21 protein-coding genes are annotated in these 23,469 nt (G+C 56.8%); 5 read left to right on the top strand and 16 right to left on the bottom strand.

Annotated features, from left to right (window positions below; translation table 11 throughout):
- Positions 1-21: 21 nt before the first annotated feature.
- From ACQG11_RS12110 to pmbA, 7 genes are all read right to left on the bottom strand, one after another.
- A complete protein-coding gene (locus tag ACQG11_RS12110; protein ID WP_003856081.1) occupies positions 22-663 on the bottom strand; it encodes a DUF4310 family protein in 642 nt (213 codons plus the stop codon).
- Between the two features lie 13 nt (positions 664-676).
- Complete coding sequence (locus tag ACQG11_RS12105; protein WP_006810337.1) at positions 677-1,453, bottom strand: DUF4311 domain-containing protein; 777 nt, start codon at positions 1,451-1,453, stop codon at positions 677-679.
- 22 nt (positions 1,454-1,475) lie between these two features.
- Positions 1,476-1,775 (bottom strand): DUF4312 family protein, encoded by a 300-nt coding sequence (locus ACQG11_RS12100; protein WP_006810338.1) that lies wholly within the window; start codon positions 1,773-1,775, stop codon positions 1,476-1,478.
- A 2-nt stretch (positions 1,776-1,777) separates the two neighbouring features.
- A complete protein-coding gene (locus ACQG11_RS12095) occupies positions 1,778-2,140 on the bottom strand; it encodes an SFCGS family glycine-rich protein (protein WP_006810339.1) in 363 nt (120 codons plus the stop codon).
- A 10-nt stretch (positions 2,141-2,150) separates the two neighbouring features.
- Positions 2,151-2,489, bottom strand: coding sequence for a PRD domain-containing protein (locus ACQG11_RS12090; protein ID WP_026080657.1), 339 nt, complete (start codon positions 2,487-2,489; stop codon positions 2,151-2,153).
- A 310-nt stretch (positions 2,490-2,799) separates the two neighbouring features.
- Positions 2,800-3,186 (bottom strand): cytochrome b562, encoded by a 387-nt coding sequence (gene cybC / locus ACQG11_RS12085; RefSeq protein ID WP_022646861.1) that lies wholly within the window; start codon positions 3,184-3,186, stop codon positions 2,800-2,802.
- Between the two features lie 42 nt (positions 3,187-3,228).
- Positions 3,229-4,581 carry a metalloprotease PmbA gene (gene pmbA, locus ACQG11_RS12080; protein WP_426728385.1) on the bottom strand — a complete coding sequence of 451 codons (1,353 nt, stop codon included), beginning with the start codon at positions 4,579-4,581 and terminating at the stop codon, positions 3,229-3,231.
- A gap of 95 nt (positions 4,582-4,676) precedes the next feature.
- Between pmbA and yjgA the strand changes: the two genes are divergently transcribed.
- Positions 4,677-5,228, top strand: a complete 552-nt coding sequence (gene yjgA / locus ACQG11_RS12075; RefSeq protein WP_003856072.1) for a ribosome biogenesis factor YjgA — start codon at positions 4,677-4,679, stop codon at positions 5,226-5,228.
- A gap of 105 nt (positions 5,229-5,333) precedes the next feature.
- Here the strand turns inward: yjgA and mpl are convergent, their stop codons facing one another.
- Positions 5,334-6,707: a UDP-N-acetylmuramate:L-alanyl-gamma-D-glutamyl-meso-diaminopimelate ligase gene (gene mpl, locus ACQG11_RS12070; protein WP_017694649.1), complete on the bottom strand. Its 1,374-nt coding sequence runs from the start codon at positions 6,705-6,707 to the stop codon at positions 5,334-5,336.
- 179 nt (positions 6,708-6,886) lie between these two features.
- Between mpl and fbp the strand changes: the two genes are divergently transcribed.
- Positions 6,887-7,885 carry a class 1 fructose-bisphosphatase gene (fbp, locus tag ACQG11_RS12065; RefSeq protein ID WP_022646858.1) on the top strand — a complete coding sequence of 333 codons (999 nt, stop codon included), beginning with the start codon at positions 6,887-6,889 and terminating at the stop codon, positions 7,883-7,885.
- A gap of 39 nt (positions 7,886-7,924) precedes the next feature.
- On the opposite strand, the gene ACQG11_RS12060 is transcribed toward fbp, so the two are convergent.
- From ACQG11_RS12060 to ytfQ, 5 genes are all read right to left on the bottom strand, one after another.
- Positions 7,925-9,493, bottom strand: coding sequence for a methyl-accepting chemotaxis protein (locus tag ACQG11_RS12060; RefSeq protein ID WP_063200737.1), 1,569 nt, complete (start codon positions 9,491-9,493; stop codon positions 7,925-7,927).
- 93 nt (positions 9,494-9,586) lie between these two features.
- On the bottom strand, positions 9,587-10,588 hold the full coding sequence (gene yjfF / locus ACQG11_RS12055) for a galactofuranose ABC transporter, permease protein YjfF (protein WP_022646856.1): 1,002 nt from the start codon (positions 10,586-10,588) through the stop codon (positions 9,587-9,589).
- A complete protein-coding gene (ytfT, locus tag ACQG11_RS12050) occupies positions 10,575-11,600 on the bottom strand; it encodes a galactofuranose ABC transporter, ATP-binding protein YtfT (protein ID WP_161177600.1) in 1,026 nt (341 codons plus the stop codon). Before ytfT ends, yjfF begins: the two co-directional genes overlap by 14 nt.
- A 10-nt stretch (positions 11,601-11,610) precedes the next feature.
- Positions 11,611-13,113, bottom strand: coding sequence for a galactofuranose ABC transporter, ATP-binding protein YtfR (ytfR, locus tag ACQG11_RS12045; protein WP_022646854.1), 1,503 nt, complete (start codon positions 13,111-13,113; stop codon positions 11,611-11,613).
- 102 nt (positions 13,114-13,215) lie between these two features.
- Positions 13,216-14,172 carry a galactofuranose ABC transporter substrate-binding protein YtfQ gene (gene ytfQ, locus ACQG11_RS12040; RefSeq protein ID WP_022646853.1) on the bottom strand — a complete coding sequence of 319 codons (957 nt, stop codon included), beginning with the start codon at positions 14,170-14,172 and terminating at the stop codon, positions 13,216-13,218.
- A gap of 309 nt (positions 14,173-14,481) precedes the next feature.
- On the opposite strand from ytfQ, the gene ppa reads away from it, so the two are divergent.
- Positions 14,482-15,012 carry an inorganic diphosphatase gene (gene ppa / locus ACQG11_RS12035; RefSeq protein ID WP_006810347.1) on the top strand — a complete coding sequence of 177 codons (531 nt, stop codon included), beginning with the start codon at positions 14,482-14,484 and terminating at the stop codon, positions 15,010-15,012.
- A 141-nt stretch (positions 15,013-15,153) separates the two neighbouring features.
- Here the strand turns inward: ppa and ACQG11_RS12030 are convergent, their stop codons facing one another.
- The 3 genes from ACQG11_RS12030 to tamA are packed head-to-tail and all read right to left on the bottom strand — an operon-like array spanning position 15,154 to position 21,007.
- Positions 15,154-15,498 (bottom strand): gamma-glutamylcyclotransferase family protein, encoded by a 345-nt coding sequence (locus tag ACQG11_RS12030; RefSeq protein WP_045307822.1) that lies wholly within the window; start codon positions 15,496-15,498, stop codon positions 15,154-15,156.
- 2 nt (positions 15,499-15,500) lie between these two features.
- On the bottom strand, positions 15,501-19,277 hold the full coding sequence (gene tamB / locus ACQG11_RS12025; protein WP_045307821.1) for an autotransporter assembly complex protein TamB: 3,777 nt from the start codon (positions 19,275-19,277) through the stop codon (positions 15,501-15,503).
- Positions 19,274-21,007, bottom strand: a complete 1,734-nt coding sequence (gene tamA / locus ACQG11_RS12020; RefSeq protein WP_022646850.1) for an autotransporter assembly complex protein TamA — start codon at positions 21,005-21,007, stop codon at positions 19,274-19,276. Before tamA ends, tamB begins: the two co-directional genes overlap by 4 nt.
- Positions 21,008-21,231: 224 nt before the next feature.
- On the opposite strand from tamA, the gene msrA reads away from it, so the two are divergent.
- Positions 21,232-21,873 (top strand): peptide-methionine (S)-S-oxide reductase MsrA, encoded by a 642-nt coding sequence (gene msrA, locus ACQG11_RS12015; RefSeq protein WP_003856057.1) that lies wholly within the window; start codon positions 21,232-21,234, stop codon positions 21,871-21,873.
- A 250-nt stretch (positions 21,874-22,123) separates the two neighbouring features.
- Complete coding sequence (locus ACQG11_RS12010; protein ID WP_022646849.1) at positions 22,124-23,461, top strand: hemolysin family protein; 1,338 nt, start codon at positions 22,124-22,126, stop codon at positions 23,459-23,461.
- Positions 23,462-23,469: the final 8 nt, after the last annotated feature.

Below are 23,469 nucleotides of genomic sequence, written 5' to 3'. Positions count from 1 at the left end.
GCACCGAAGCGCCCGCAGGTCTCAAAGGGCGACCGGGAACAGCCAGCCCAAAATCATTGCGCCGAGGATGGCGCCACCGGTAATCGGCTTCTGCCAGATGTAGAACAGCAGCGCGCCCACCAGGGAACCGACGCCGATTGGAATGGAGGCGGTCATGGCGCTGAGGATAATCAACGGCCCGAGGAAGCGGCCGGAGGCGTTACCCGCGCCCATCATCACGTCTGCACCGTAGGTGGAGTTACTCTGGTTGATGGTGAACTTACGCGCCAGGATGATGACGTAGCCAATCGCCAGACCAATCACCAGGCCGGTAATCAGCGAGGCAATAAAGTTGGTCACCGGGAACATGATCCCCGCGCCCAGCAGCAGCGCCGGTACGCCGAGGCCCACGCCGGTCTGGATCGCCCCGCCGATGTCGAGAATCCCGACCAGCGACCCTTCGATGATACGGGCGAACAGGAAGCTCGCGCCGAACGCCGCCACCGCGCCGTAAACGCCGGTATCGATTCCCGCTTTCAGCATCGCCACGAAGGCCACTTCGTTAAACGCGCCGATGCCGTAGAGGTAGTACATGTGCGTCCCGGCAAAGACGCCGGAGGAGAGCAGGCCAACGAAGATCGGGAACGACCAGTCGGCATACCAAAAACCTTTATTCTGTTCCATTTAGAGGCTCCTGTTATTTACCGCTGAGCGAGTTGTGGATCATGTCGAGCCAGTTCGGCACGGTCAGATGGAAGGATTCGATCATCTTCATGTCGAAGCCGCGGAAGAAGCCGCTCAGCACAAACAGCAGGACGATCGCCGCCATCATCACTTTGGTGACGTGGTTCCAGCCGCTCTCTTCCACGCCTTTACCGATCAGGATCCCCAGCACCAGACCCGGCACGGCGTTACCCATGATCAGCTGCGCTGCGCCGCCAAAGATGGTGGCCCAGAAGCCCGATTTTTTACCCGCGTCGATGGCTGCCAGCCAGAAGATCACCGGCATCACGGTGTTGACCAGCAGGTTCGCGGCAGGCACCAGCACCTTCACGGCGGTGACCTGAAGCGCAGCCGGAACGGAGGAGGCGGTCAGGTTAAGGAAGGTCACGACAATCATGCCGATAATGCCGCAGGCAATCGCCATTTTGCGCGGGTCATGCAGCGTTTCACCGACGTTACGGTTTTTGATCATCAGTGCAGCAGCACCCCAGTTCGGGATGATGCGGTGGTCAACGTCCTGTGTGAAGGCACCTGCGGCCACGGAAGAGGCCCAGGCGTTAAAGAAGAAACCTAACCCAAAGGAGAAGTGGGACGCCGGATCCCCTTCACAGGAGTTCAGTTCCCCCAATGTACGAAACGCGCCCATACCCTGAGTGGTAGGCGCATGAAACATGCGTGCAGCCCCGGCTCCAACACCGACGCCAACCAGGCCGCCAATGATGAGCGATTTTATTAATATAATTAAGAACATCAGTCTGCCCTATTATGAATAATCAGCGTTGCGTGACGAAATCCACCTGGTCGAGATTGATGGCGGTCACGTTGACGGTCACATCCAGCTCCACGCTGTAGGTGCGTCTTTCCCGACGCAGAAAGAAGAACAAAAACGCTTCTTTTCGCACCGCTTCTTGCGCCTGAACAACCTGCACATCCTGTGGCTCAATACGCAGTAAGATATGCGGTGAGGCTTTCATCACCGCGGCCTGTACATGGTTGAGGGCGTCGGCAAAGGCGCGCGCTTTGGCATCGCCCTTCCCCTTCACTCTCACCGTGGTCGTGAACTGTTCTTTCATGCTTACGCGCCGTATTTCTTCTGCCACGCCTGTACCAGACGCTCGCCCAGCTCTTCTTTATCCATAAAGCCAAAGCCCAGCACGTTGCAGCCTTCGTTGATAGCGGTCACCCCCTCATCCACGGAGCGCATGCCGTATTTGGCCTTGTAGCCGTATTTGGTCTGGGCGGTGATGGCACCCGCGCCGCCGCTGCCGCAGAACGAGATCCCGAAGGTGGCGTTTTCTGCTTTCATCACGTCACCGAGTTTCATATCCGCTGCCATGCCCGGTACGACAACCGCGCGTCCGCCGGCTTTTTCCACACCCGCAGCCACTTTCTGACCTTTACCCAGGCGATCGCCAATCACGACTGTAATCTGTTCCATGTGTTGCTCCTTAAAGGTTGTCTTTCGCGACTTCGAAGTGAACGGAGAGCAGCCAGGCTTCTTCATCAGGAAGATTGCCAAACTGCGCTACCACTTCACGGGCAAGTTGCATTGAATCTGGTGAAATTTCGTCGAACAGCTCTGCTTCAACCTCCGGCAGCGGCTCGCCGGTCACAGACCGGTGCGCCATTGCGCGAACGTGGGAGGTCAGCATCTGCTCCTGTACCGCGTTGGGGATGATGTTGTGCCGGGCCAGCAGGGCGTAGACCTGCTGAAGCATGGTGTTCGCGAGCTGTTCTGTTTGCACCGCCTGTTCCCCAACGTCGTTCATTACCGCTCCGTTAATCACTCGTCTTACCCCGTTAATGGCTCTGGAATAAAACTAACGTCGAGGGGGCGTTGTTTGTAGCGAGTTGTTTTCCACTTCGAAGTGGAAAGGCGAGCCGCGGCAGTGATCTGTGCCACATAAATGCGGTGAATCTGGATTAATCGCTGGATTTACGTGATGAATATCACGCTATTACGCGGCACTAAACAGGTAAGCGGAGTGGAAAAGATTACGAGCAGGCTCGTAGAAATGTGATGTGGATAAGGTTTTCTTATGGGGAGGGAGAAGAGTGTGAGCGGGGATGCTTAACGCGCCCCGCTCATCCAGACTATCAACGATACTTTTTGTGATACGCGTTGCGGGTCGCCGCAAACTGGTCGGCTGCCGCCTGGGCTTCCTTCACTTTGCCTTCGTTAGCCAGCTTCAGCGCGCCGTCGATCTGGCCGACCAGCACGTCAAAACCGTGGCGGTAGTCTTTCATCTCGGCGCTGTCCGCCGCTTTGCTTTCCAGCTTCGGCGGCGTCGCTTTTTGCGCATCCAGCGCCGCTTCACGCATTTTGGTCAGTGCGTCTTTCATCTCCGCCGCATCGTCGGTTTTCTGCACCACCTTCAGGTTTTGACTGAGGATGTCCATGTTGTCTTCAAGATCGGCAGCAAACGCAGATGAGCCAAGAACCAGCGTTGAAGCCGCGACGATCGCTAACAGGTGTTTACGCATTGCTCACTTCCTTTTTTATTATAAATCAAGCTTTTACGGGGATTATTGCCCGGCGATTTTCATCTTCGGCAGTAATACAGAACCACACTGAATATTGCTGCGTGTTTCAATATCGTTACCGACCGTAACAATATTGCGCCACATGTCCTTGAGGTTGCCGGCGATGGTGATTTCGCTCACCGGATACTGAATTTCACCGTTTTCCACCCAGAAGCCCGCTGCGCCGCGAGAGTAGTCGCCGGTGATACCGCTCACGCCCTGCCCCATCAGCTCGGTGACCACCAGACCGGTGCCCATCTCTTTCAGCATCTGTTCAAAATTCAGGCCCTGCCCGGCAATGCGCCAGTTATGAATGCCGCCCGCGTGCCCGGTGCTTTTCAGCCCCAGCTTACGCGCGGAGTAGTTGGTCAGCAGCCACTGGGTCAGAATGCCGTCTTTAACGATATCCCGGCGCTCCGTGCGCACGCCTTCGCTGTCGAACGGCGTGGAGGCCAGCCCTTTCAGCAGGTGTGGGTGCTCTTCGATGGTCAGCCATTCCGGCAGGATCTGCTTGCCCAGCGAGTCGAGCAGGAAGGTCGATTTACGGTACACCGAACCACCCGCAATCGCCCCCACCAGATGACCAAACAGACCGGTTGCCACTTCGTTGGCAAAAATGACCGGGGCTTTCATGGTGGAGAGTTTACGCGGCGAGAGGCGTGACAGCGTGCGTTCGGCGCACTCTTTTCCCACCCACTCCGGAGACTGCAAATCCCCCAGCGCGCGGCCAATGGTATACGCGTAATCACGCTCCATATCGCCGTTCTCTTCGGCGATCACGCAGCTGGAAAGCGAGTGGCGGGTTGAGCAGTACCCCTGCAACATGCCATGGGAGTTACCAAACACTTTGATGCCGTAGTGGCTGTTAAAGCTGCCGCCTTCGGTATTGGTGATGCGTTTGTCAGCCTGCAAAGACGCCTGCTCGGCGCGCGAGGCCAGCTCAATGGCTTCATCCGGGGTCACTTCCGCCGGATGGAACAGATCGAGATCCGGCGCGTCAAACGCCAGCAGCTCTTTATCAGCCACGCCAGCGTAAGGATCCGGGGAGGTGTACCGCGCGATATCCAGCGCCGCCTGTACTGTACGGGCGATAGCATCCGGGCTGAGATCGGTAGACGACGCGCTGCCTTTACGATTCTGGTGATACACCGTGATCCCCAGCGCGCCATCGCTGTTAAATTCTACATTCTCCACTTCGCCATAGCGGGTGCTCACGCTAATACCGGTGGTTTTGCTGACCGCCACTTCGGCGCCATCTGATTTACCTGAAGCGAGCATCAGCGCGGTGGAGACGGCTTCTTCCAGGATCTTACGCTGCGCTTCAACTTGTGAGGTTACTTTCATCGCAAATGCCATACTGTAAGAGAGAGTTAAGTGAAGTCTAACAGAGAACCGTTTTTCAGTGCGCGTCTTAACTGGTAACATTAGCCTCTTTTTTTAAGGAGCCTGACATGACTAAGCAGCCCGAAGACTGGCTCGACGACGTTCCCGGTGATGACATCGAAGACGAAGATGATGAGATCATCTGGGTCAGTAAAAGTGAAATTAAACGTGACGCCGAAGAGTTAAAACAGCTTGGCGCAGAAATGGTAGAACTGGGTAAGAACGCGCTGGATAAGATCCCGCTCGACCAGGATCTGCGTGATGCCATTGAACTGGCACAGAAAATCAAGAAAGAAGGGCGTCGCCGCCAGCTTCAGCTTATCGGGAAACTGCTGCGTCAGCGCGATGTTGAGCCGATCCGTCAGGCGCTGGATAAACTGAAGAACCGCCACAACCAGCAGGTTGCGCTGTTCCATAAGCTGGAGCAGATCCGCGACCGTCTGATCGAGCAAGGTGATGACGCGGTACCTGAAGTGCTGAACCTGTGGCCGAATGCCGACCGCCAGCAGCTGCGTTCTTTGATCCGTAACGCGAAGAAAGAGAAAGAAGGGAATAAGCCGCCGAAGTCTGCGCGTCTGATTTTCCAGTATCTGCGCGAGCTGTCTGAGAACGAAGAGTAAACTGTGCGGGTTTGCGCCGGATGGCGGCGTAAACGCCTTATCCGGCCTACAAGGTCGTGCGAAGAAATGTAGGCCCGGTAAGCGCTAGCGCCACCGGGCCTTTTTTTACTCTGCGGCCGCGGCTTTCTTCGCCAGACCGTCCAGCAGCTTCTGATGGATCCCACCAAACCCGCCGTTGCTCATCACCAGAATGTGATCGCCAGGCTGTGCGGCTTTCACCACCATATCCGCTAAGACATCCACGTCCGCACTCCAGTGCGCTGGCTGAATGCAGGCGTCGGCCACTTCGGCCACCTGCCACGGAATATGCTGCGGTTGCAGGAGGAAGACCTCGTCGGCACGCCCTAAGGACGGTGCGAGATCGTCTTTGCAGATGCCCATTTTCATGGTGTTCGAACGCGGTTCCAGCACGGCCAGAATGCGCGCGGTGCCGCCAACTTTGCCACGCAATGCGGCAAGCGTCGCCAGAATGGCCGTTGGGTGGTGCGCGAAATCGTCATACACCGTCACGCCGTGGGCTTCACCGCGCAGCTCCAGACGGCGACGGGCGTTGATAAACGAGCCCAGCGCATTGGCGGCATCCGCAGGCAGTACGCCCACGTGACGCGCCGCGGCGATCGCCATCAGGCCGTTGTGCATGTTGTGCTCGCCCACCAGGCCCCACTTCACCTCGCCCACTTTCTCACCGTCGAGCAGCACTTCCCATTCGGAAGCATCCGCGTTGAGCTTTTTCGCCTGCCAGTGCCCCTGCTCGCCAACCAGCTCCTGCTCGCTCCAGCACCCCATCGCCATAGTCTGCTTCAGGTTGATGTCGTTCTCCGGCAGGATAATGCGGCCCTGACCCGGAACAATGCGCACCAGATGGTGGAACTGTTTCTGAATCGCTTTCAGGTCGTCAAAGATATCCGCGTGATCGAACTCAAGGTTGTTGAGGATCAGCGTGCGTGGGCAGTAATGCACGAACTTGGAGCGCTTGTCGAAGAACGCGCAGTCGTATTCATCCGCTTCAATCACAAAGAACGGGCTGTCGCCCAGACGCGCGGAGACGTCGAAATTCCCCGGCACGCCGCCGATCACGAACCCCGGCTTGTAGCCGCAGGCTTCGAGGATCCAGGTCGCCATACCGGCGGTGGTGGTTTTGCCGTGCGTCCCGGCAACGGCGACAACCCAGCGGTCGCGCAGGACAAAGTCATGCAGCCACTGCGGGCCAGACATGTACGGGATATTACGTTCCAGCACCGCTTCAACGCATGGATTCCCACGGGTCATGGCGTTACCAACGATCACCAGATCCGGCTGCGGCTCGAGCTGGCTGGCGTCATATCCCTGAATCAGAGAAATCCCCTGCTTCTCCAGCAGCGTGCTCATCGGCGGATACACATTGGCGTCCGAACCTGTCACTTCATGGCCCAGCGAGCGCGCCAGCATTGCCAGTCCGCCCATGAAAGTGCCACAAATCCCCAATATATGAATGCGCATACGTCACTATCCTTCTTCAATGTGGCGCACATTTTACTCACATGTCAGCGGCTGTGAAACGCATTTCAGGTAAATCCGTATTTTGCTGGCGCGATTCACCTCTGCGCTAATATTTGAATGTTTGTTAAGATTGTTGGACATCAACCGCTTTACTCAACATAAGATGCAGGGAAAGTGTTATGAAAACGTTAGGTGAATTTATTGTCGAAAAGCAGCACGAGTTCTCTCATGCTACGGGTGAGCTCACTGCTTTGCTGTCGGCAATAAAGCTGGGCGCTAAGATCATCCACCGCGATATCAACAAGGCCGGTCTGGTCGATATCCTGGGTGCCAGCGGTGCCGAGAACGTTCAGGGTGAGGTTCAGCAGAAACTCGACCTGTTCGCCAATGAAAAACTGAAAGCAGCACTGCGCGCGCGCGACATCGTTGCGGGTATCGCCTCTGAAGAAGAAGATGAGATCGTCGTATTCGAAGGGTGTGAACACGCAAAATACGTTGTTCTGATGGATCCGCTGGACGGCTCCTCCAACATCGACGTTAACGTTTCTGTCGGTACCATTTTCTCCATCTACCGTCGCGTCACCCCGGTTGGCACACCGGTGACGGAAGAAGACTTCCTGCAGCCGGGCAGCAAGCAGGTTGCTGCCGGTTACGTGGTGTATGGCTCATCCACCATGCTGGTGTACACCACCGGCTGCGGCGTGCACGCCTTTACCTACGATCCGTCGCTGGGCGTTTTCTGTCTGAGCCAGGAGCGCATGCGCTTCCCGGAGAAGGGCAATACCTACTCCATCAACGAAGGCAACTACATCCGATTCCCGAATGGCGTGAAGAAGTACATCAAATTCTGCCAGGAAGAGGATAAAGCCACCCAGCGCCCGTACACCTCGCGCTATATCGGCTCGCTGGTGGCGGATTTCCACCGTAACCTGCTGAAGGGTGGTATTTACCTCTACCCAAGCACCGCCAGCCACCCGGACGGAAAACTGCGTCTGCTGTACGAGTGCAACCCGATGGCATTCCTGGCCGAACAGGCAGGCGGCAAAGCGAGTGACGGTAAAGAGCGTATTCTGGATATCGTGCCGGAAAGCCTGCACCAGCGCCGTTCGTTCTTTGTCGGCAACGACCACATGGTGGAAGACGTTGAACGCATGATCCGCGAATTCCCGGACGCGTAACACGTAAATAGGGGAGCCCGACAGGCTCCCCTATTTTTATCATGCCGTTTGCGCCGTCAGTTTGAAGGATGCCATCGCCTCCATCAGCTCGCGCGATTGTTCCTCCAGGGAACGCGTTGCCGCAGAGGACTGCTGAACCAGCGCCGCATTTTGTTGCGCCGTTTCATCCATCTGATTGACGGCAATGTTAACCTGCTCAATACCGCGGCTCTGCTCCTGAGACGCCGTCGCAATTTCTCGCATCAGTTTGGTCATACGCAGCACTTCGGTGGCGATCTCGTCCATCGTCTCACCGGCCTGTTGCGCCAGCTCGCTGCCCTCGTTCACGTGGGTTTGCGAATCGCTGATAAGCGAGCGGATCTCTTTCGCCGCATCAGCACTGCGGCTGGCGAGATTGCGCACTTCACCCGCCACGACCGCAAAACCCCGTCCCTGCTCGCCCGCGCGCGCCGCTTCCACGGAGGCGTTCAGCGCCAGAATATTGGTCTGGAAGGCAATGCCGTCGATGACGCTCAGGATATCGGCGATGCGCGCCGAGCTGCCGGCGATGTCGCGCATCTTCTCAATGACGTAGCAGACCATTTCGCTGCCATGATCGGCGGTATCGGAGACCGACTGCGCCAGCTGGTGCGCCTGCCCGGCGTTATCGGCGTTAAGTTTCACCGTGGCGGTGATCTCTTCCATGCTGGCGGCCGTCTGCTCCAGCGAGGTGGCGGTGGATTCCGTGCGCTGGGCCAGGTTCAGGTTCCCTGCCGTCAGCTCGCGGCTGCCGGTATCAATCTGCGAGCTGGCGTCACGCACCCGCAGAACGGAATTCATCAGCGACTGGCGCATCTCTTCGATGACCGCGTTGAGGCGATTAAATTCCTGGCTCGCCGGCGCGTTCAGGGTGTGGGTTAAATCCCCGGCCGCTACGTGCTCCAGCTGGGCAATTGAGGCTGAAAGCGGCTTGAGCAGCATATGGCGCAGCACCAGCCAGGCCAGCACGATAATGCCTGCCGTCAGCAGCGCCGCGACGATAATCAGGATCAGCACACGGGTTTTACTCGCCTGCACGGCGCTCACCTCCGCTTTGCCGCGCGCCTCGCTCCACGTCTGGAACGCCTGCATATCGTTATCAAACTGCTTCGCCACCGGGACCAGCTTGCTTTCCAGCAGATCGTAATAGCCGTCCGCACTTTGCTCGTTCAGGGCTTTCAGCATCGGGCTGATACCCTGCTGGTTGTACACCGCCAGGCTCGCGGCGACGTTATCCAGCAGCTTTTGCCCCTGCTCATCCGCCACGCCGCCGCCGATCACGCCCTTGAGCGTTTTCTGTGCCAGCGCCACTTCCTGGTTAATGGTTTTGACCGCCCTGGCCGCATCGTCCAGCAGGCCGACCTCCATCATGCGGACGGCCTGTCCCGCTTCATTACGTGCGCGCAGGATCAGCGTATAGCCGGCATTCAGCTGCACCATCTGTTCACCCTGAAGATGATTGATGCGCTGGAGAGAAGCAGAACTTTGCGTAAGGGCATAAATGCCAATGCCGCTGACAATCAGCAGCAGAAGGGTCATAACGGCCAGTAAAGAGAGCAAGCCGGTACGAATCGATAGCGTTTTAAGCATGATGTTATTTCCGGTAGCGAGATATTTCTGGGCATAAAAAAAGAGTATCGACCGCTACCGGAAAATGTTTAGAGTTTAAGCAATTTCAGCATGTTATCGCCCTGTTAAAGATGTATTCACACGGGTAACAGGCGAGCTCTGGCGGTTCTCCCACAGCACCGTCAGGCCGCGCTGGAGCGCGATAAAAATAAACAGCAGAATACCGATGGCGATTTTGGTCCACCAGGAGCTGAGCGTGCCGTCGAAGTTGATATAGGTCTGAATCAGCCCCTGGATCGCCACGCCAAACAGCGTACCGAGCACCGTCCCTACCCCGCCGCTGAGCAGCGTACCGCCAATCACCACCGAGGCAATGGCGTCAAGCTCAACGCCCACCCCCGCCAGGGCATAGCCTGCCTGGGTGTATACCGAAAACACAATCCCCGCGAGGGTGGCCAGCCCGGTCGAAAGCATATAGATGCGGATGGTGGTGCTGCGCGTGGAAATCCCCATCAGGTTCGCGGACGTGGCGCTGCCGCCAATGGCATAAACCTGGTTACCAAACCGGGTACGGTGAGCGAGGAAGATGCCGATCACCACCACGCCCAGCATCAGCAGCCCCATTGCGCTCAGGCGCCCTCCGCCGGGAATTTTCCACGCCAGGCTGGAGAGCGTGTCGTAGATCGGGTGGTTAATCGGAATTGACTCCTCCGACACCAGATAGCTCACGCCGCGCAGGAAGAACATCCCGGCGAGGGTGATGATAAACGCCGGGATTTTCAGCGCGTCGATCAAAAGCCCCATAAAGGCGCCGAACGCGCAGCCCATGACCAGCACCAGCGGAAACGCCAGCAGCGGCGAAATACCCCAAAAGCCAATCGCCTTGGCAAGGAACACGCCGGTAAAGGCGATCACCGACCCAACGGAGAGATCGATCCCGCCGGAGAGGATCACAAACGTCATGCCGACGGCGATAATGCCTAAAAAGGCGTTGTCGGTCAGGATGTTGCAAATCACCCGCGTGGAGGCGAAGCCCGGGAACTGGGTCAGGCAGTAAAGGTATCCCAGCACGAACACGCCCAGCGTGATCATTAACGGCAAATTACGTTTTATCATGACCGCGGAACCCCTTAATGAGAGTGATAAAGCGCGGCGACTGCACGATAAGCACGATAAGCACCACGACCGCTTTGACGACCTGATTAAGCTCCGGCTGGAACCCGGAGAGCAAAATACCGGTATTCATACCCTGAATAATTAACGCCCCCACCACCGAGAGCAGCAGATTAAAACGTCCGCCCATCAGCGACCCACCGCCGATAACCACCGCGAGGATCGCATCAAGCTCCAGCCAGAGTCCGGCGTTGTTGGCATCCGCCCCGCGAATGTCGGCCGCCACAATCACCCCGGCAATCGCAGCACAGACGCCGCTCAGCACATAGGTCAGCATCACCATCAGCCGTGTATTTACCCCGGCGTTTTTCGCGGCCCGAATGTTAATTCCCACCGCTTCGATGAACATCCCGAGCGCCGTTTTGCGGGTGAAAAGCCAGAACACCACCAGCGTCACCAGCGCGACGATTACCGGCGTCGGGAAGAACAGAAAATTACCGCTGCCGATCCACGCAAGATTCGGGGAGGTAAAGGTGACGATTTGACCGGAGGTGATAAGCTGCGCCACACCGCGCCCGGCCACCATCAAAATCAACGTCGCGACAAACGGCTGGATCTTGAGCACCGCGACCAGAATGCCGTTCCACAGCCCGGCTAATACACCGGAGCCCAGCGCGGCCAGCAGAACCACCGGCAGGCTGTGCCCGGCAACGGTCATCGAGGCGGCGGTGGCGCCCGCAATTGCCATTACCGCACCGACGGAGAGGTCAATCCCGCCGGTGGCAATCACCAGCGTCATGCCCATCGCCAGCAGTGCCACGGGCGCGGCACGGTTTAAGATGTCGATCGGGCTACCAAACAGGCGGCCATCCTGCACGACGATCTGGAAGAAATGCGGAGCTACCAGGCTATCCACCAGCAGCACCAGCAGCAGCGCCACGATTTGCGGCGTGCCGGTCGGCCAGCTGAAGCGGCGCTTCGCTTCGCCAGTTTGCGAAAGAGAACGGGACATCACATATGACTCCTTACGCCGCGATGGCATTCATGATCGCCGGAACCGACAGTTTATCCAGCGGGATCTCTGCCACCTGCCTGCGATCGCGCATGATTATGACGCGATCGGCATAGCCAACCAGCTCCTCCAGCTCAGACGAGATCACCAGCAGCGCCAGACCGTCGGCGCACAGCGTTTCGATAAGCCGGATGATTTCGGCATGCGCGCCCACGTCGATACCGCGCGTGGGCTCGTCGAGGATCAGGAACTGCGGTTTGGTCAGCAGCCAGCGCGAGAGCAACACCTTCTGCTGATTACCGCCCGAAAGGAACTCGATGGGCTGTTCCGCGCTCGGGGTACGGATACCGAGCTGGCGGATGAAGCGCTCGGCAATCGCGTTCTGCTCGCGCTTAGGGATCGGACGCAGCCAGCCGCGCTGGGCCTGTAGCGCCAGAATGATGTTTTCCCGCACCGAGGCGGCGGCAATAATCCCGTCCGTTTTTCTGTCCTCCGGGCAGAAGCCCACGCCGAGGCACGACGCCTGATGCGGTGAACGTAGCGTTTGCGGTTTGCCTTTGATCAGCGCCGTTCCGCTGTCGGCAGGTTTGATCCCGAAGATCACTTCGGCGGTTTCGGTGCGCCCGGAGCCTAACAGCCCTGCCAGACCCACAATTTCACCGGGGCGTACCTCGAGGTTAAACGGCGCGATGGTCCCTTTTTTGCCGTAATCGTGAAACGCGGCGATCGGTTTTTCGCTCAGCAGCGTGCGGCCCGCACGCTGGAGTGCGTTGGTCTCCAGCTCGCGGCCCAGCATCATTTTGACCAGCTCAATCTGCGGCAGCTCGCGGGTTTCCCGGCAGCCGACAAAGCCGCCGTTGCGCAGCACCGTAATACGGTCGCTTACCTCGTAAACCTGATCGAGGAAGTGCGTAACAAAGATCAGGCTCACGCCCTGATCGCGCAGCTGACGCATCAGGGTAAAAAGCATCTCCACTTCCTGGGTATCGAGGCTGGCGGTGGGTTCATCAAGGATCAGCACTTTCGCCGAGAGATCGATAGCGCGACAGATCGCCACGATCTGCTGCATCGCCACGGAAAAACGGTTCAGCGGTTCGCGCACGTCGAGAGAGAAGCCATACGATTCCATCAGCTTCGCGGCGCGCGCTTCCATCTCTTTGCGGCGCAGCAGGCCAAAACGTCTGGGCTCGCGGCCAATAAACAGGTTATCCGCTACCGACATGTTTGGTAGCAGGTTCACTTCCTGGTAGACCGTGCCGATCCCCAGTTGCTGCGCATGCGCGGTGTTTTTGGGCGAAATAGCATTACCTTCCAGCCAGATAGCGCCGCGATCGGCGTGATAGACCCCGGTCAGGGTTTTAATCAGCGTCGACTTCCCCGCCCCGTTTTCGCCGAGCAACGCCATGATCTCCCCACGCCGCAGGCTGAAATCAACGTTATCCAGCGCCTTAACGCCAGGGAAAAATTTACTCAGGCCCTCTGTGCGGAGGATTTCCTGGTGTTGTTCGGTGGTCATGGTTTCCCCCTGCATTAAGCCGGATGACGCTACGCTTATCCGGCCTACAAATGAGCGTATCGTAGGCCGGGTAAGCGCAGCGCCACCCGGCAATGTCACTGATCAGTAGCCCATATTTTTCTTCTTCTCTAACTCTTCTTTCGCCGTGTCCGGCAGGTAGAGCGTGGATTTGGTGATGGTCAACTTCTCAGGCTGGGTGCCGTCTTTCTTGAATTTCTCCAGCGCATCGAATGCCGGGCCCGCCATGTTCGGCGTCAGCTCCACGCTGGCGTTCGCTTCGCCGTCAATCATCGCTTTGTAGATGTCCGGTACGCCGTCGATCGAGCCGGTGAGAATATCTTTGCCCGGCTTCAGGCCCGCTTCTTTGATGGCCTGGATGGCGCCGATCACCATGTCGTCGTTGTGGGCGTAAACCATGCAGATATTTTTGCCGTTATTTTCTGCCTTGATGAAGCTTTCCATGACCTCTTTACCTTTGCTGCGGGTGAAGTCGCCGGACTGAGAACGGATGATCTTGATGTTTGGTGCTTTGGCGATGGCCTCCGCGAAACCTTTCTTACGGTCGATAGCCACGCTCGCCCCGACGGTGCCCTGCAACTCAACCACGTTACACGGCTTGCCATCCACCTGCTTCACCAGCCAGTCACCAATCAGTTTGCCTTCCAGCACGTTATCGGCGGTGACGGTGGTCATATAGAGAGATTTGTCTTTTACGTCGATGGAACGGTCGAGCAGGAACACAGGAATTTCAGCCTCTTTAGCTTCCTTCAGCACCGGCTCCCAGCCCGTGGCAACAACCGGGGCGATAAAGATGGCATCCACGCCCTGAGCGATAAAAGAGCGCACCGCTTTAATCTGATTCTCTTGCTTTTGCTGACCATCGGCGATTTTTAGGGTAATACCGCGCTTTTCGGCCTCACTTTTCGCCACGTTCGTTTCAGCGGCGCGCCAGCCGGATTCAGATCCGACCTGCGAAAATCCAACGGTTAACGGTGCGGCCATCGCCATAGACGACATGGCTGCCGAAACTGCTGTAACAAGAAGTAAGCGCTTCCACATATGAACGTCCTCGTAGGGTAGGTTATTGTTGGTTAAAAGATGTTCTGCGGATGAACTATAGCCAATGGAATATGTTACGGATTGCGTTACATCACACTTCAGAAAAGTGAATAAAACGTTAATCACAAGTTTGTAATCGCTTTCATTTCCACATTTAAAATGCGGCTGAGTTTATGGATTATCCTGTCATAGAAACGGTCTGAAAAGTGAAAGTGCGAGGGAGATAAGTCGAAAACAGGCGAAGACTTTCAGCGCCAGTTGGCTATAATACCTGCCACTTGTTTACCATCCATTTTAAAGGACACCGACATGAGCTTACTCAACGTCCCTGCGGGTAAAGAACTGCCAGAAGACATCTACGTTGTGATCGAAATCCCGGCCAACGCAGATCCAATCAAATACGAAATCGACAAAGACACCGGTGCGCTGTTCGTTGACCGTTTCATGTCTACCGCCATGTTCTATCCGTGCAACTACGGCTACATCAACCACACTCTGTCTCTGGACGGTGATCCGGTTGACGTACTGGTCCCAACGCCATACCCATTGCAGCCAGGCTCCGTCATTCGCTGCCGCCCTGTTGGCGTGCTGAAAATGACTGACGAAGCGGGTGAAGATGCGAAACTGGTTGCCGTACCGCACACCAAGCTGAGCAAAGAGTACGATCACATTAAAGATGTGAACGACCTGCCAGAGCTGCTGAAAGCGCAGATCGCCCACTTCTTCGAGCACTACAAAGATCTCGAAAAAGGCAAATGGGTTAAAGTTGAAGGCTGGGATAACGCAGAAGCGGCGAAAGCAGAAATCATCGCCTCTTTCGAGCGTGCTGCTAAGAAGTAATTCTTACTGCTGATACTAAGCCCCGCGCGTCGGGGCTTTTTTGTGCCTTTCGATGCGCCCGGCGGCGCTACGCTTGCACGGGCCTACAATCAGCAAGAGGCGCAAAACGATAACGCCACCTTACGGTGGCGCTGTCGTTTTTCAGAACTGGTCTCTGTCTAACCAGTTACCGCTTTCAATCAGCGTTAACCCGTCGACCGAACGTTGGTACACATACATCCATGCACTGCCGTAAGGCGTCTGGATCAACTGGCGAGCGTATTCACCGCCCCTGGTGCGCAAGGCATCAAGTTCGGCCAGCGTAGCATTATCAATACGATAAACCTCACCCTGTACCGTTCCGTTCCCCGGAACCGCGCCTGGATAGTGGCCCAGACTGTACAACTGGTAGTTTTCGATTGTGTAATTTCCCAGCAACTGGGCGTTGGTCATCCAGTGGCTGTTGCCTTGCTTGGTTCGTAAACTGCCGTAAACAAATATTCGCATTGCTAAAACTCAAACTGATAGAGCAGATCAAGTGCCTGGTCTACGCCGGACACTGCTTCCAGATATAGCTTAGGCATCAGGCGATAACGTAACGTGAGTGTAGCCAGTGAGTCAAAGATCCCCACGCCATATTTTACCTGTAGACCCGGCAGTACATAGCCGCTGACCACTACCTGCGAGGAGTCACCCACGCCCTGAGTGTCCAGCGCCAGATTGCTTACGCCAAACGTCTCGCCGATTTTACCCACAACCTGACCACTTTGTGCAACCCCCAGACCGACTAACATCGATGTCATTGCCGCACCATCGCCCTGTTGGCTATCCAGACCCTGGCCGCGCAGCAGGTAGGAGAGCGCTTCCTGCTGCGACATGGCCGGGTCAGAGAAGATCTCTGCCTTAGGTTCATCGGCGGAGCCCGTCACGCGCACGCCCGCAATCACATCATCTTCGGTGGCTTCCGGGTTACGGATCGCTTCGATATTGAGTACCGGCTGATCCGGTGGGCCGGAGAACAGCAGCTCACCTTTACGCACAATCAAATCCTGACCGTAGGCATGGAAGCGCCCTTCAGGAATATTGATTTGTCCATTGAGGCCAAGCCCCTGTTGATCCTGCGCCACCTTCAGGTCGCCCGTGAGTCTCGCCTTCAGCCCAAACGCGTCCAAACGCACGTTATTCCCCACGTGCACAATAAGATTACTATTGATCGGTATGCCAGCGCTCTTCTGTTCAACAGGTTTCAGATTTTCATTGAGCATAACTTCATCACTGGAGACGCCAACCGCGCTTTCCGGCACTTCGTGAACCACGATGCGCGCCCAGGGCACGTCGACGCGGCCGTCCAGGGTGAAGAGACTCGGCGTTGCCTCAAAGACCACGTCTGGCGACACGTCCAGGCGCACCATCGGCGGTACCGTGATACGCACCCTGCTGCCCTTGGCCGCAATACGGGCGCGCCAGTTGTCGAGCTGGCTCCAGTCTGCGTCACCAGTCAGGTTGATTTGTCCCTGCTGTGTCAGCACTGAGCCACTGAGGGTTGAGCTTTGGCCGTTAAAGTTCATCGTCAGCTGGCTTGGCTGCATATCGAACGGCATAAAGTTACCGTCAATGTCCACGCCGTTTAACCGCATTTGGCCAAACAGCTGCGGGCTTTGCGCATCCCCCGCCAGACGCAGGTTGGCGCTGAGCATCCCCGCCGCCTTTTCTCCCCGCGAGAAAATCGGATTCACCATCGCCAGGTTGAAGTTGCGAATATTGACGTTGCCGCCGAGATTGCGCCGCCCTTGCGGATCGGTAATTTGCACTTGTCCGTCAAGCTGACCGTTGTTGGTCAGACGAATAAGCCATCCCAGTTCCGCACGATTGTTACGCAGGTCAGCGTTCACATTCAGGGTGTCGAACGCCACCGGCAGCGGCGCGTCATTGACCTCCTGCGTCACCTTCACGTTACGCCCGGAGAGGGTAACGCTGCCCTGCGGCAGTCCCTCTTTGGTGGTGTCCCACGCGACGTCCGCTTTACCGCTGAAGACCCCGCTGGCCTGGGTGGTTTCCGGCATAAACGGTTTCAGCATCGCCAGGTCAAAACGGTTGAGGTTGATCTGCGCGCGTCCTTCCGCGCCCGCATCAATGGTCTGCGGCACGCACAGCTCAGCATTCGGGTTGGTCCAGCAGTGTGGCCCAATGCTGATCTTTTGCTCCGCATTGCGGTAGTCCAGCGCGATGGATCGGGACAGCACCAGCGGGCCGACCGGCGTGCTGAAGCGGGTGTTATCCAGCACGCCCTTCCAGCGCGTTGCCTGGCGGTCAAAACTGCCCGTCAGGTGCAGCTGCCCGGAGACCGGCTCGCCCTGCACGCGCAGCTGGAGATCGTGCTGCTTTTCGTTACCTTTTGCCGCCAGCGTGACCAGACTGATGTTCACGTCCGGCTGGGAGATACGCTCCACGCGCAGGTCCAGGTTTCCGCCGATCTGATCGGTGGATTTCACGTCCCCTTCGACGCGCACGCGGGCAATGGAAAGTTCCTGCCAGCGCAGGTTATTGGCGGTGATGTCCGCCAGCAGCTGCGGCGCCTCCACTGTACCGCGAACCTTCACTAACCCCTTCGCCGTCCCGCCAAGACCCGGCAGGGCGTTATCGAGATTTGGCGCGTCGATGGTGGCATCCAGATCGAGATCTTTCACCCCCAGCTCGCCTTTGATATCTGCCGTGTTGCGGCCCAGCGCCACGTGCAGGCCCGGGATCACCCACTGGAGATAGCTGTTGCCCTTAAGCGAGCCCTCTACGTTGACTTTGTTCTGCTTCACATTACCGGTGAGCTTGAGTTCCGGCACGTCCATCTGCCAGGTGCCGCCGTACAGGCTACCGCGGGTTTTGATCAGACCATTCAGTTTTGACGGCCAGTCCGGGACTTCTTTAGCGGTGTTGATCCCGGTCAGCTTCAGCTCGCCGCGCCAGCTGATCGCCTGCTGCCAGTCGAGCAGCGCGGTCAGCTCGGTTTTCCCTTCCAGCGCCGCCACGGTCAGCTTGTCGAGGTTAACCTGCAACTCGTTACCCTTCGCATCCAGAGTAATATCGGCGGGCGGTACTCCCTGCCCCTTCACTGCCGTACGGAACGACAGCGTGTAGTCGGTCATTTTGCCACTCAGCTTCAGCTTTAGATCGTCTGCCTGGAACTGCTTTTCACCGGTGAACGGCCAGTAAAGCTGCTTGCTGACAATCTCAAGGTTGAGCGGTAGACCGGCCTCTGCCAGCTGGGTTTGCCCGCGCAGTACCATATCCACAGGGCCGGAGAGGTTCACGCCGAACTCCAGCTTCTCGCGCAGCGCGCCGCCGACTTTCACCTTCACCTTCTCGCCTTTCAGCGGATCGATGTTCAGGGCGCTGTTAAGGGTAATATCTACCGGCCAGTTATCGCGCAGCAGCGCATTGCCTGAGGCATTTACCGACCCCTGGTTGGTATCGATATCCAGCGCGTCGAGCTTCATGTTGCCGTCGATACTGCTGACTTTAAGCAGCATGTTGAAGACCGTCAGATCGGTATCGCCGGTCAGACGCAGCTGCTCGCCCTTAAACTCTTCGATATTGAGGTTCAGCGGCAGATGCACGTCGGTCATCTCCGGCAGAACCGGTTTCGAGAAGAGATCTTTCAGCGTTTCACCCAGCGGTTTTTCTTCCGGCTGCGGGTTCTGGATCTTCGGCTCGACGATCTCTTCCTGCGCCACGTCGGCCACCTTCGGCAGCGCAATCAGCAGCCCTTGCAGGGAGGTTGGGGTCAGGGTGAGGTTTTTCTCCTGCCAGCGCAGACCGGAGGTGAAATCCATCACGGATACCGTCGTGTCGTCGATTTTGATATTGACGTTATCCAGCGCGACCCGGTAGAGCGCAATCGGGTACGGCGTGGAGAGATTCAGCGGGCCGCTGTCCTCTTCTTCGACAGGCTCAGACTTCGGCATTTTTTTGGAGTCTATCGCCACGTTCACATCTTTTAGCGACAGATCGTTTACGCAAAGCTGGCTGTCCCGCAGGCAGCCGAGCTTTACCGCCAGATGAAATTCGCCCGCGTTCACCGCCACGCCGGGCTGTTCATAACGAATATTCTTCAGGCGCAGATCGCGCCAGCCGCCCGTCACCTGGCCGATTTCCAGCCCTGGCACCCAGCGGTTCGCGGCGTTAAACAGTAGATGCAGACCAGTGGTGGTACCCACCAGAAATGCCACCGTACCGAGCAGTAATACGATAAAAATCAGCACCCCGAGGCTTATCTTCTTCCATAAACTCATAATTCAGGCCCCAGACCGATGTAAAACTGTAAACCGTGTTCTTCTTTGTCGCCCACCGGAACGGCGAAATCGAGCTTGATCGGCCCGACCGGTGACTGCCAGCGCACGCCCACACCCGCGCCGGTTTTGAAATCGCTGCGGCGGATGTCGTTCACGGCCTCGCCGCTGTCGACAAACATGGCGCCCCACCATTTGCCGCTGACGTTGTACTGATACTCCAGCGAGCCGGTCGCCAGTTTAGAGGCCCCGGTCAATTGGCCTTTCTCGTTTTCAGGTGAGATCGATTTGTACTTATATCCGCGAATGCTGCGGTCGCCCCCGGCGAAGAAACGCAGATCTGGCGGAACGCGTTCGAAGTCACCGGTTTCGATCCAGCCCAGGTTGCCGCGAACCACAAAGCGGTGCTTGTCGTAGAGGGTACGGATCCAGACGTTTTGCGCCTGCACGACGGAGAAATCCACGTCTGAGCCCCAGGCGGAGTTGGAATAATCGATGGAGTAGCGCTGAGAATCGCCCCAGGTCGGCATCAGGCCACCGCGCGAGCGGGTACGGCTGATCATCACGCCCGGATAAAGCAGCATGGTGGTGTTGGTGACGTTTGCCTGAGTAAAGTGGTCAAGGCTCCAGCGCAGGTTAATGGCGCGCTGCCAGCCGCTGGAGAGATCCCAGAAGCGTGATACCGCAAGCGTCGTCGAATCCTGTTCGGTATCGTTCAAATCGGTACGCTTAAAGCCGCCCTGCACGAGGTAGTATTGCTCAAGCGGATTTTTCAGCAGCGGCATTTTATAGCTGAAGTCCAGCTGCTGTTCAGGCGCAGACAGGCTGAGGCTGGTGGTCAGGCTGTGACCGTAGGAGTTCATCCACGGTTTTTTCCACGAGGCTTTCACACGCGGGCCGACGTCCGTGGAGTAGCCGACACCGGTCTCAATGGTGTTCTCGGTGCGCGGTGAGACCACGCCATGCAGCGGTAACACTTTCGTTTTACGGGATTTATCAAATTGCGGTGCCACCACCACGGAGTTAAACCAGCCGGTGGCAGATAAACGACGGTTCAGCTCGCCCAGGTCGCTAGACTGGTAGTAGTCGCCCTTTTTGAACGGCACCAGGTTTTGCAGATACTCATCACGGATTTGCGATCCTTCAAAGGTTACATCGCCAAACCGATAGCGCTCGCCGCTGTCGTAATCGATATCCCAGAATGCCTGACGTCGTTCAAGCGCAACGCCCAGCTGGCTTTTGTTGAACTGGCTGTCAAAGTAGCCCTTGCGCAGCGAAACGCTGGTTAAGGATTTTTTAAAGCGATCGTAATCCCCGTGATTAAGCACGGTGCCCACTTTCGGGCGGTTGCTGAGCAGATCCAGGTAGTCACGATCCGTGCGTGCACCGCCGCGCAGCACCACGTTCGTGCCGCCAATCAGGACGGGTTCTCCCGGCGAGACGCGGGCAATCAATACCTGACGTCCTTTAGCCGGCGGCGGCCGTAAATCGAAATCAATGGTGGGTTCGTAGTACCCCAACGCCTTTAAGCCTTCGCGAATGGCGTCATCCACGCGCGCGCGAAAACGCCGATCCGGCGTGACTTCATCGCTCTGGATAGTGGAAAGCTGCGCACGCACGTTTTTTTCCAGCGCCCCGGATAACCCCTCAACCTGCAAACGGACATTCGCCGCGCTGGCAATCCCGCTTGTCAGCATTAAACTGACTAAACATAACTGGCGGATCTTTGTCACGTTTTCTCCTGAATATCCCTGTTTCCACCCTGGAAGCAAATGCAGTGCCGCTCCGCGGCAAAATACGGCCTGAAAGCCAAAAACCCAAATTACGGGTTGAAAAAGGGCCTAACACCCAAATATTTCTTATGATTAAATCTAGACTCATTCATCGCATTTATTGTGTTCAATTAAACGCTTCGTGACAACCTTAACCGAAACAACGCTACCCCGGAGGCCCCACCGTGAGTTTATTTGATAAAAAGCATCTGGTATCACAAGCCGATGCGTTACCGGGACGCAACACCCCTATGCCAGTGGCGACATTACACGCCGTAAACAACCATTCAATGACAAACGTTCCTGATGGAATGGAGATCGCCCTGTTTGCCATGGGCTGCTTCTGGGGCGTAGAACGCCTGTTCTGGCAACTGCCGGGCGTGTACAGCACCGCTGCGGGCTACACCGGAGGATATACGCCTAACCCAACCTACCGCGAAGTCTGTTCCGGTGAGACCGGTCATGCTGAAGCGGTGCGTGTGGTGTATGACCCGAGCGTCATTAGCTATGAACAGCTGCTCCAGGTGTTCTGGGAAAATCATGACCCGGCGCAGGGCATGCGTCAGGGTAACGATCACGGCACCCAATACCGCTCGGCCATCTATCCGCTCACCCCTGAGCAGGAGGCTGCGGCCCACGCCAGCCTGACGCGTTTCCAGGAAGCGATGCAGGCAGCCGGTGATAAACGTCAGGTCACGACGGAAATCGCTACTGCGAAACCGTTCTACTATGCCGAAGACGACCACCAGCAGTATCTGCATAAAAATCCGTACGGCTACTGCGGCATTGGCGGCATCGGCGTCTGTCTGCCTCCACAGCAGGACTGATTACAACATTAGCGCCACGCGAGCCGCGTGGCGCGCCTGTAAGCAAAAGTGTCAGTTCATTACTTAACCACTCTCTGCCCTTTCATCCGGCCACTTTTTGCCGAAAACGTGACCTCTGGCAGATTTACACGCCTTTACGCTATACTACCGCTGAAATAATCGGCTCAACGCTACGAGCTGAGTTCAATGTGTCTTCACACGAATGGTATCAACTCCCCTTCTGAGGATCTGGCGAGAAGCCGGATAAACTATGTTAAACAGTATTTTAGTAATACTTTGTCTTATTGCCGTCAGTGCATTTTTCTCGATATCGGAGATCTCGCTGGCTGCCTCCCGTAAAATCAAACTGAAGCTGCTTGCCGACGAGGGCAACATCAACGCATCACGCATTCTGAAAATGCAGGAAAACCCAGGCATGTTCTTTACCGTGGTGCAGATTGGCCTGAACGCGGTCGCCATTCTTGGCGGTATCGTGGGCGATGCAGCATTTTCTCCGGCGTTTTATAGCCTCTTTGTAAAGTACATGTCCGCAGAGCTGGCCGAGCAGTTGAGCTTCATCCTCTCCTTCTCGCTGGTCACCGGTTTGTTCATTCTATTCGCGGACCTGACCCCGAAACGCATCGGTATGATTGCGCCAGAAGCTGTGGCTTTGCGTATCATCAACCCGATGCGCTTCTGCCTGTATGTCTTCCGTCCGCTGGTGTGGTTCTTCAACGGCCTGGCGAACGTCATTTTCCGCATCTTCAAGCTGCCGATGGTGCGTAAAGACGACATCACCTCCGACGATATTTATGCGGTGGTGGAAGCCGGGGCGCTGGCAGGCGTGCTGCGCAAGCAGGAGCACGAGCTGATCGAGAACGTTTTCGAACTGGAATCCCGTACCGTGCCGTCCTCCATGACCGGCCGTGAGAACATCATCTGGTTCGATCTGCATGAAGACGAGCAGAGCCTGAAGACCAAAGTGGCGCAGCATCCGCACTCCAAGTTCCTGGTCTGTAACGAAGATATCGACCATATCATCGGCTATGTGGACTCCAAAGACCTGCTGAACCGCGTACTGGCAAACCAGAGCCTGGCGCTGAACAGCGGCGTGCAGATCCGCAACACCCTGATTGTGCCGGACACCCTAACGCTCTCCGAAGCGCTGGAAAGTTTCAAAACCGCCGGTGAAGACTTCGCGGTGATCATGAACGAATATGCGCTGGTGGTGGGCATTATCACCCTCAACGACGTCATGACGACGCTGATGGGCGACCTGGTCGGCCAGGGGCTGGAAGAGCAAATTGTGCAGCGTGATGAGAACTCATGGCTGATCGATGGTGGTACGCCGATTGAAGACGTCATGCGCGTGCTCGACATCGACGAGTTCCCGCAGTCCGGAAACTACGAGACCATCGGCGGCTTTATGATGTTTATGCTGCGTAAGATTCCGAAACGTACCGACTCGGTGAAATTCTCTGGCTTCAAGTTTGAAGTGGTGGATATTGATAACTACCGCATCGACCAGCTGCTGGTAACGCGCATTGATAGTAAACCGACCGTGCTGGTACCGAAGCTGCCAGATGCGGAAGATAAGGTGTCGGCGTAATTTATGAA

This window comes from Enterobacter cloacae complex sp. 372C4, assembly GCF_050030615.1.
GTDB lineage: Bacteria > Pseudomonadota > Gammaproteobacteria > Enterobacterales > Enterobacteriaceae > Enterobacter > Enterobacter intestinihominis.
This window is presented reverse-complemented; position numbering and strand designations above follow the sequence as displayed.

Excerpts from the sequence above, each read along its gene's own strand:
- ACQG11_RS12110 (WP_003856081.1), bottom strand. The coding sequence starts at position 663 with ATGGAACAGAATAAAGGTTTTTGGTATGCCGACTGGTCGTTCCCGATC.
- ACQG11_RS12105 (WP_006810337.1), bottom strand. The coding sequence starts at position 1,453 with ATGTTCTTAATTATATTAATAAAATCGCTCATCATTGGCGGCCTGGTT.
- ACQG11_RS12100 (WP_006810338.1), bottom strand. The coding sequence starts at position 1,775 with ATGAAAGAACAGTTCACGACCACGGTGAGAGTGAAGGGGAAGGGCGAT.
- ACQG11_RS12095 (WP_006810339.1), bottom strand. The coding sequence starts at position 2,140 with ATGGAACAGATTACAGTCGTGATTGGCGATCGCCTGGGTAAAGGTCAG.
- cybC (WP_022646861.1), bottom strand. The coding sequence starts at position 3,186 with ATGCGTAAACACCTGTTAGCGATCGTCGCGGCTTCAACGCTGGTTCTT.
- pmbA (WP_426728385.1), bottom strand. The coding sequence starts at position 4,581 with ATGGCATTTGCGATGAAAGTAACCTCACAAGTTGAAGCGCAGCGTAAG.
- yjgA (WP_003856072.1), top strand. The coding sequence starts at position 4,677 with ATGACTAAGCAGCCCGAAGACTGGCTCGACGACGTTCCCGGTGATGAC.
- mpl (WP_017694649.1), bottom strand. The coding sequence starts at position 6,707 with ATGCGCATTCATATATTGGGGATTTGTGGCACTTTCATGGGCGGACTG.
- fbp (WP_022646858.1), top strand. The coding sequence starts at position 6,887 with ATGAAAACGTTAGGTGAATTTATTGTCGAAAAGCAGCACGAGTTCTCT.
- ACQG11_RS12060 (WP_063200737.1), bottom strand. The coding sequence starts at position 9,493 with ATGCTTAAAACGCTATCGATTCGTACCGGCTTGCTCTCTTTACTGGCC.
- yjfF (WP_022646856.1), bottom strand. The coding sequence starts at position 10,588 with ATGATAAAACGTAATTTGCCGTTAATGATCACGCTGGGCGTGTTCGTG.
- ytfR (WP_022646854.1), bottom strand. The coding sequence starts at position 13,113 with ATGACCACCGAACAACACCAGGAAATCCTCCGCACAGAGGGCCTGAGT.
- ytfQ (WP_022646853.1), bottom strand. The coding sequence starts at position 14,172 with ATGTGGAAGCGCTTACTTCTTGTTACAGCAGTTTCGGCAGCCATGTCG.
- ppa (WP_006810347.1), top strand. The coding sequence starts at position 14,482 with ATGAGCTTACTCAACGTCCCTGCGGGTAAAGAACTGCCAGAAGACATC.
- ACQG11_RS12030 (WP_045307822.1), bottom strand. The coding sequence starts at position 15,498 with ATGCGAATATTTGTTTACGGCAGTTTACGAACCAAGCAAGGCAACAGC.
- tamB (WP_045307821.1), bottom strand. The coding sequence starts at position 19,277 with ATGAGTTTATGGAAGAAGATAAGCCTCGGGGTGCTGATTTTTATCGTA.
- ACQG11_RS12010 (WP_022646849.1), top strand. The coding sequence starts at position 22,124 with ATGTTAAACAGTATTTTAGTAATACTTTGTCTTATTGCCGTCAGTGCA.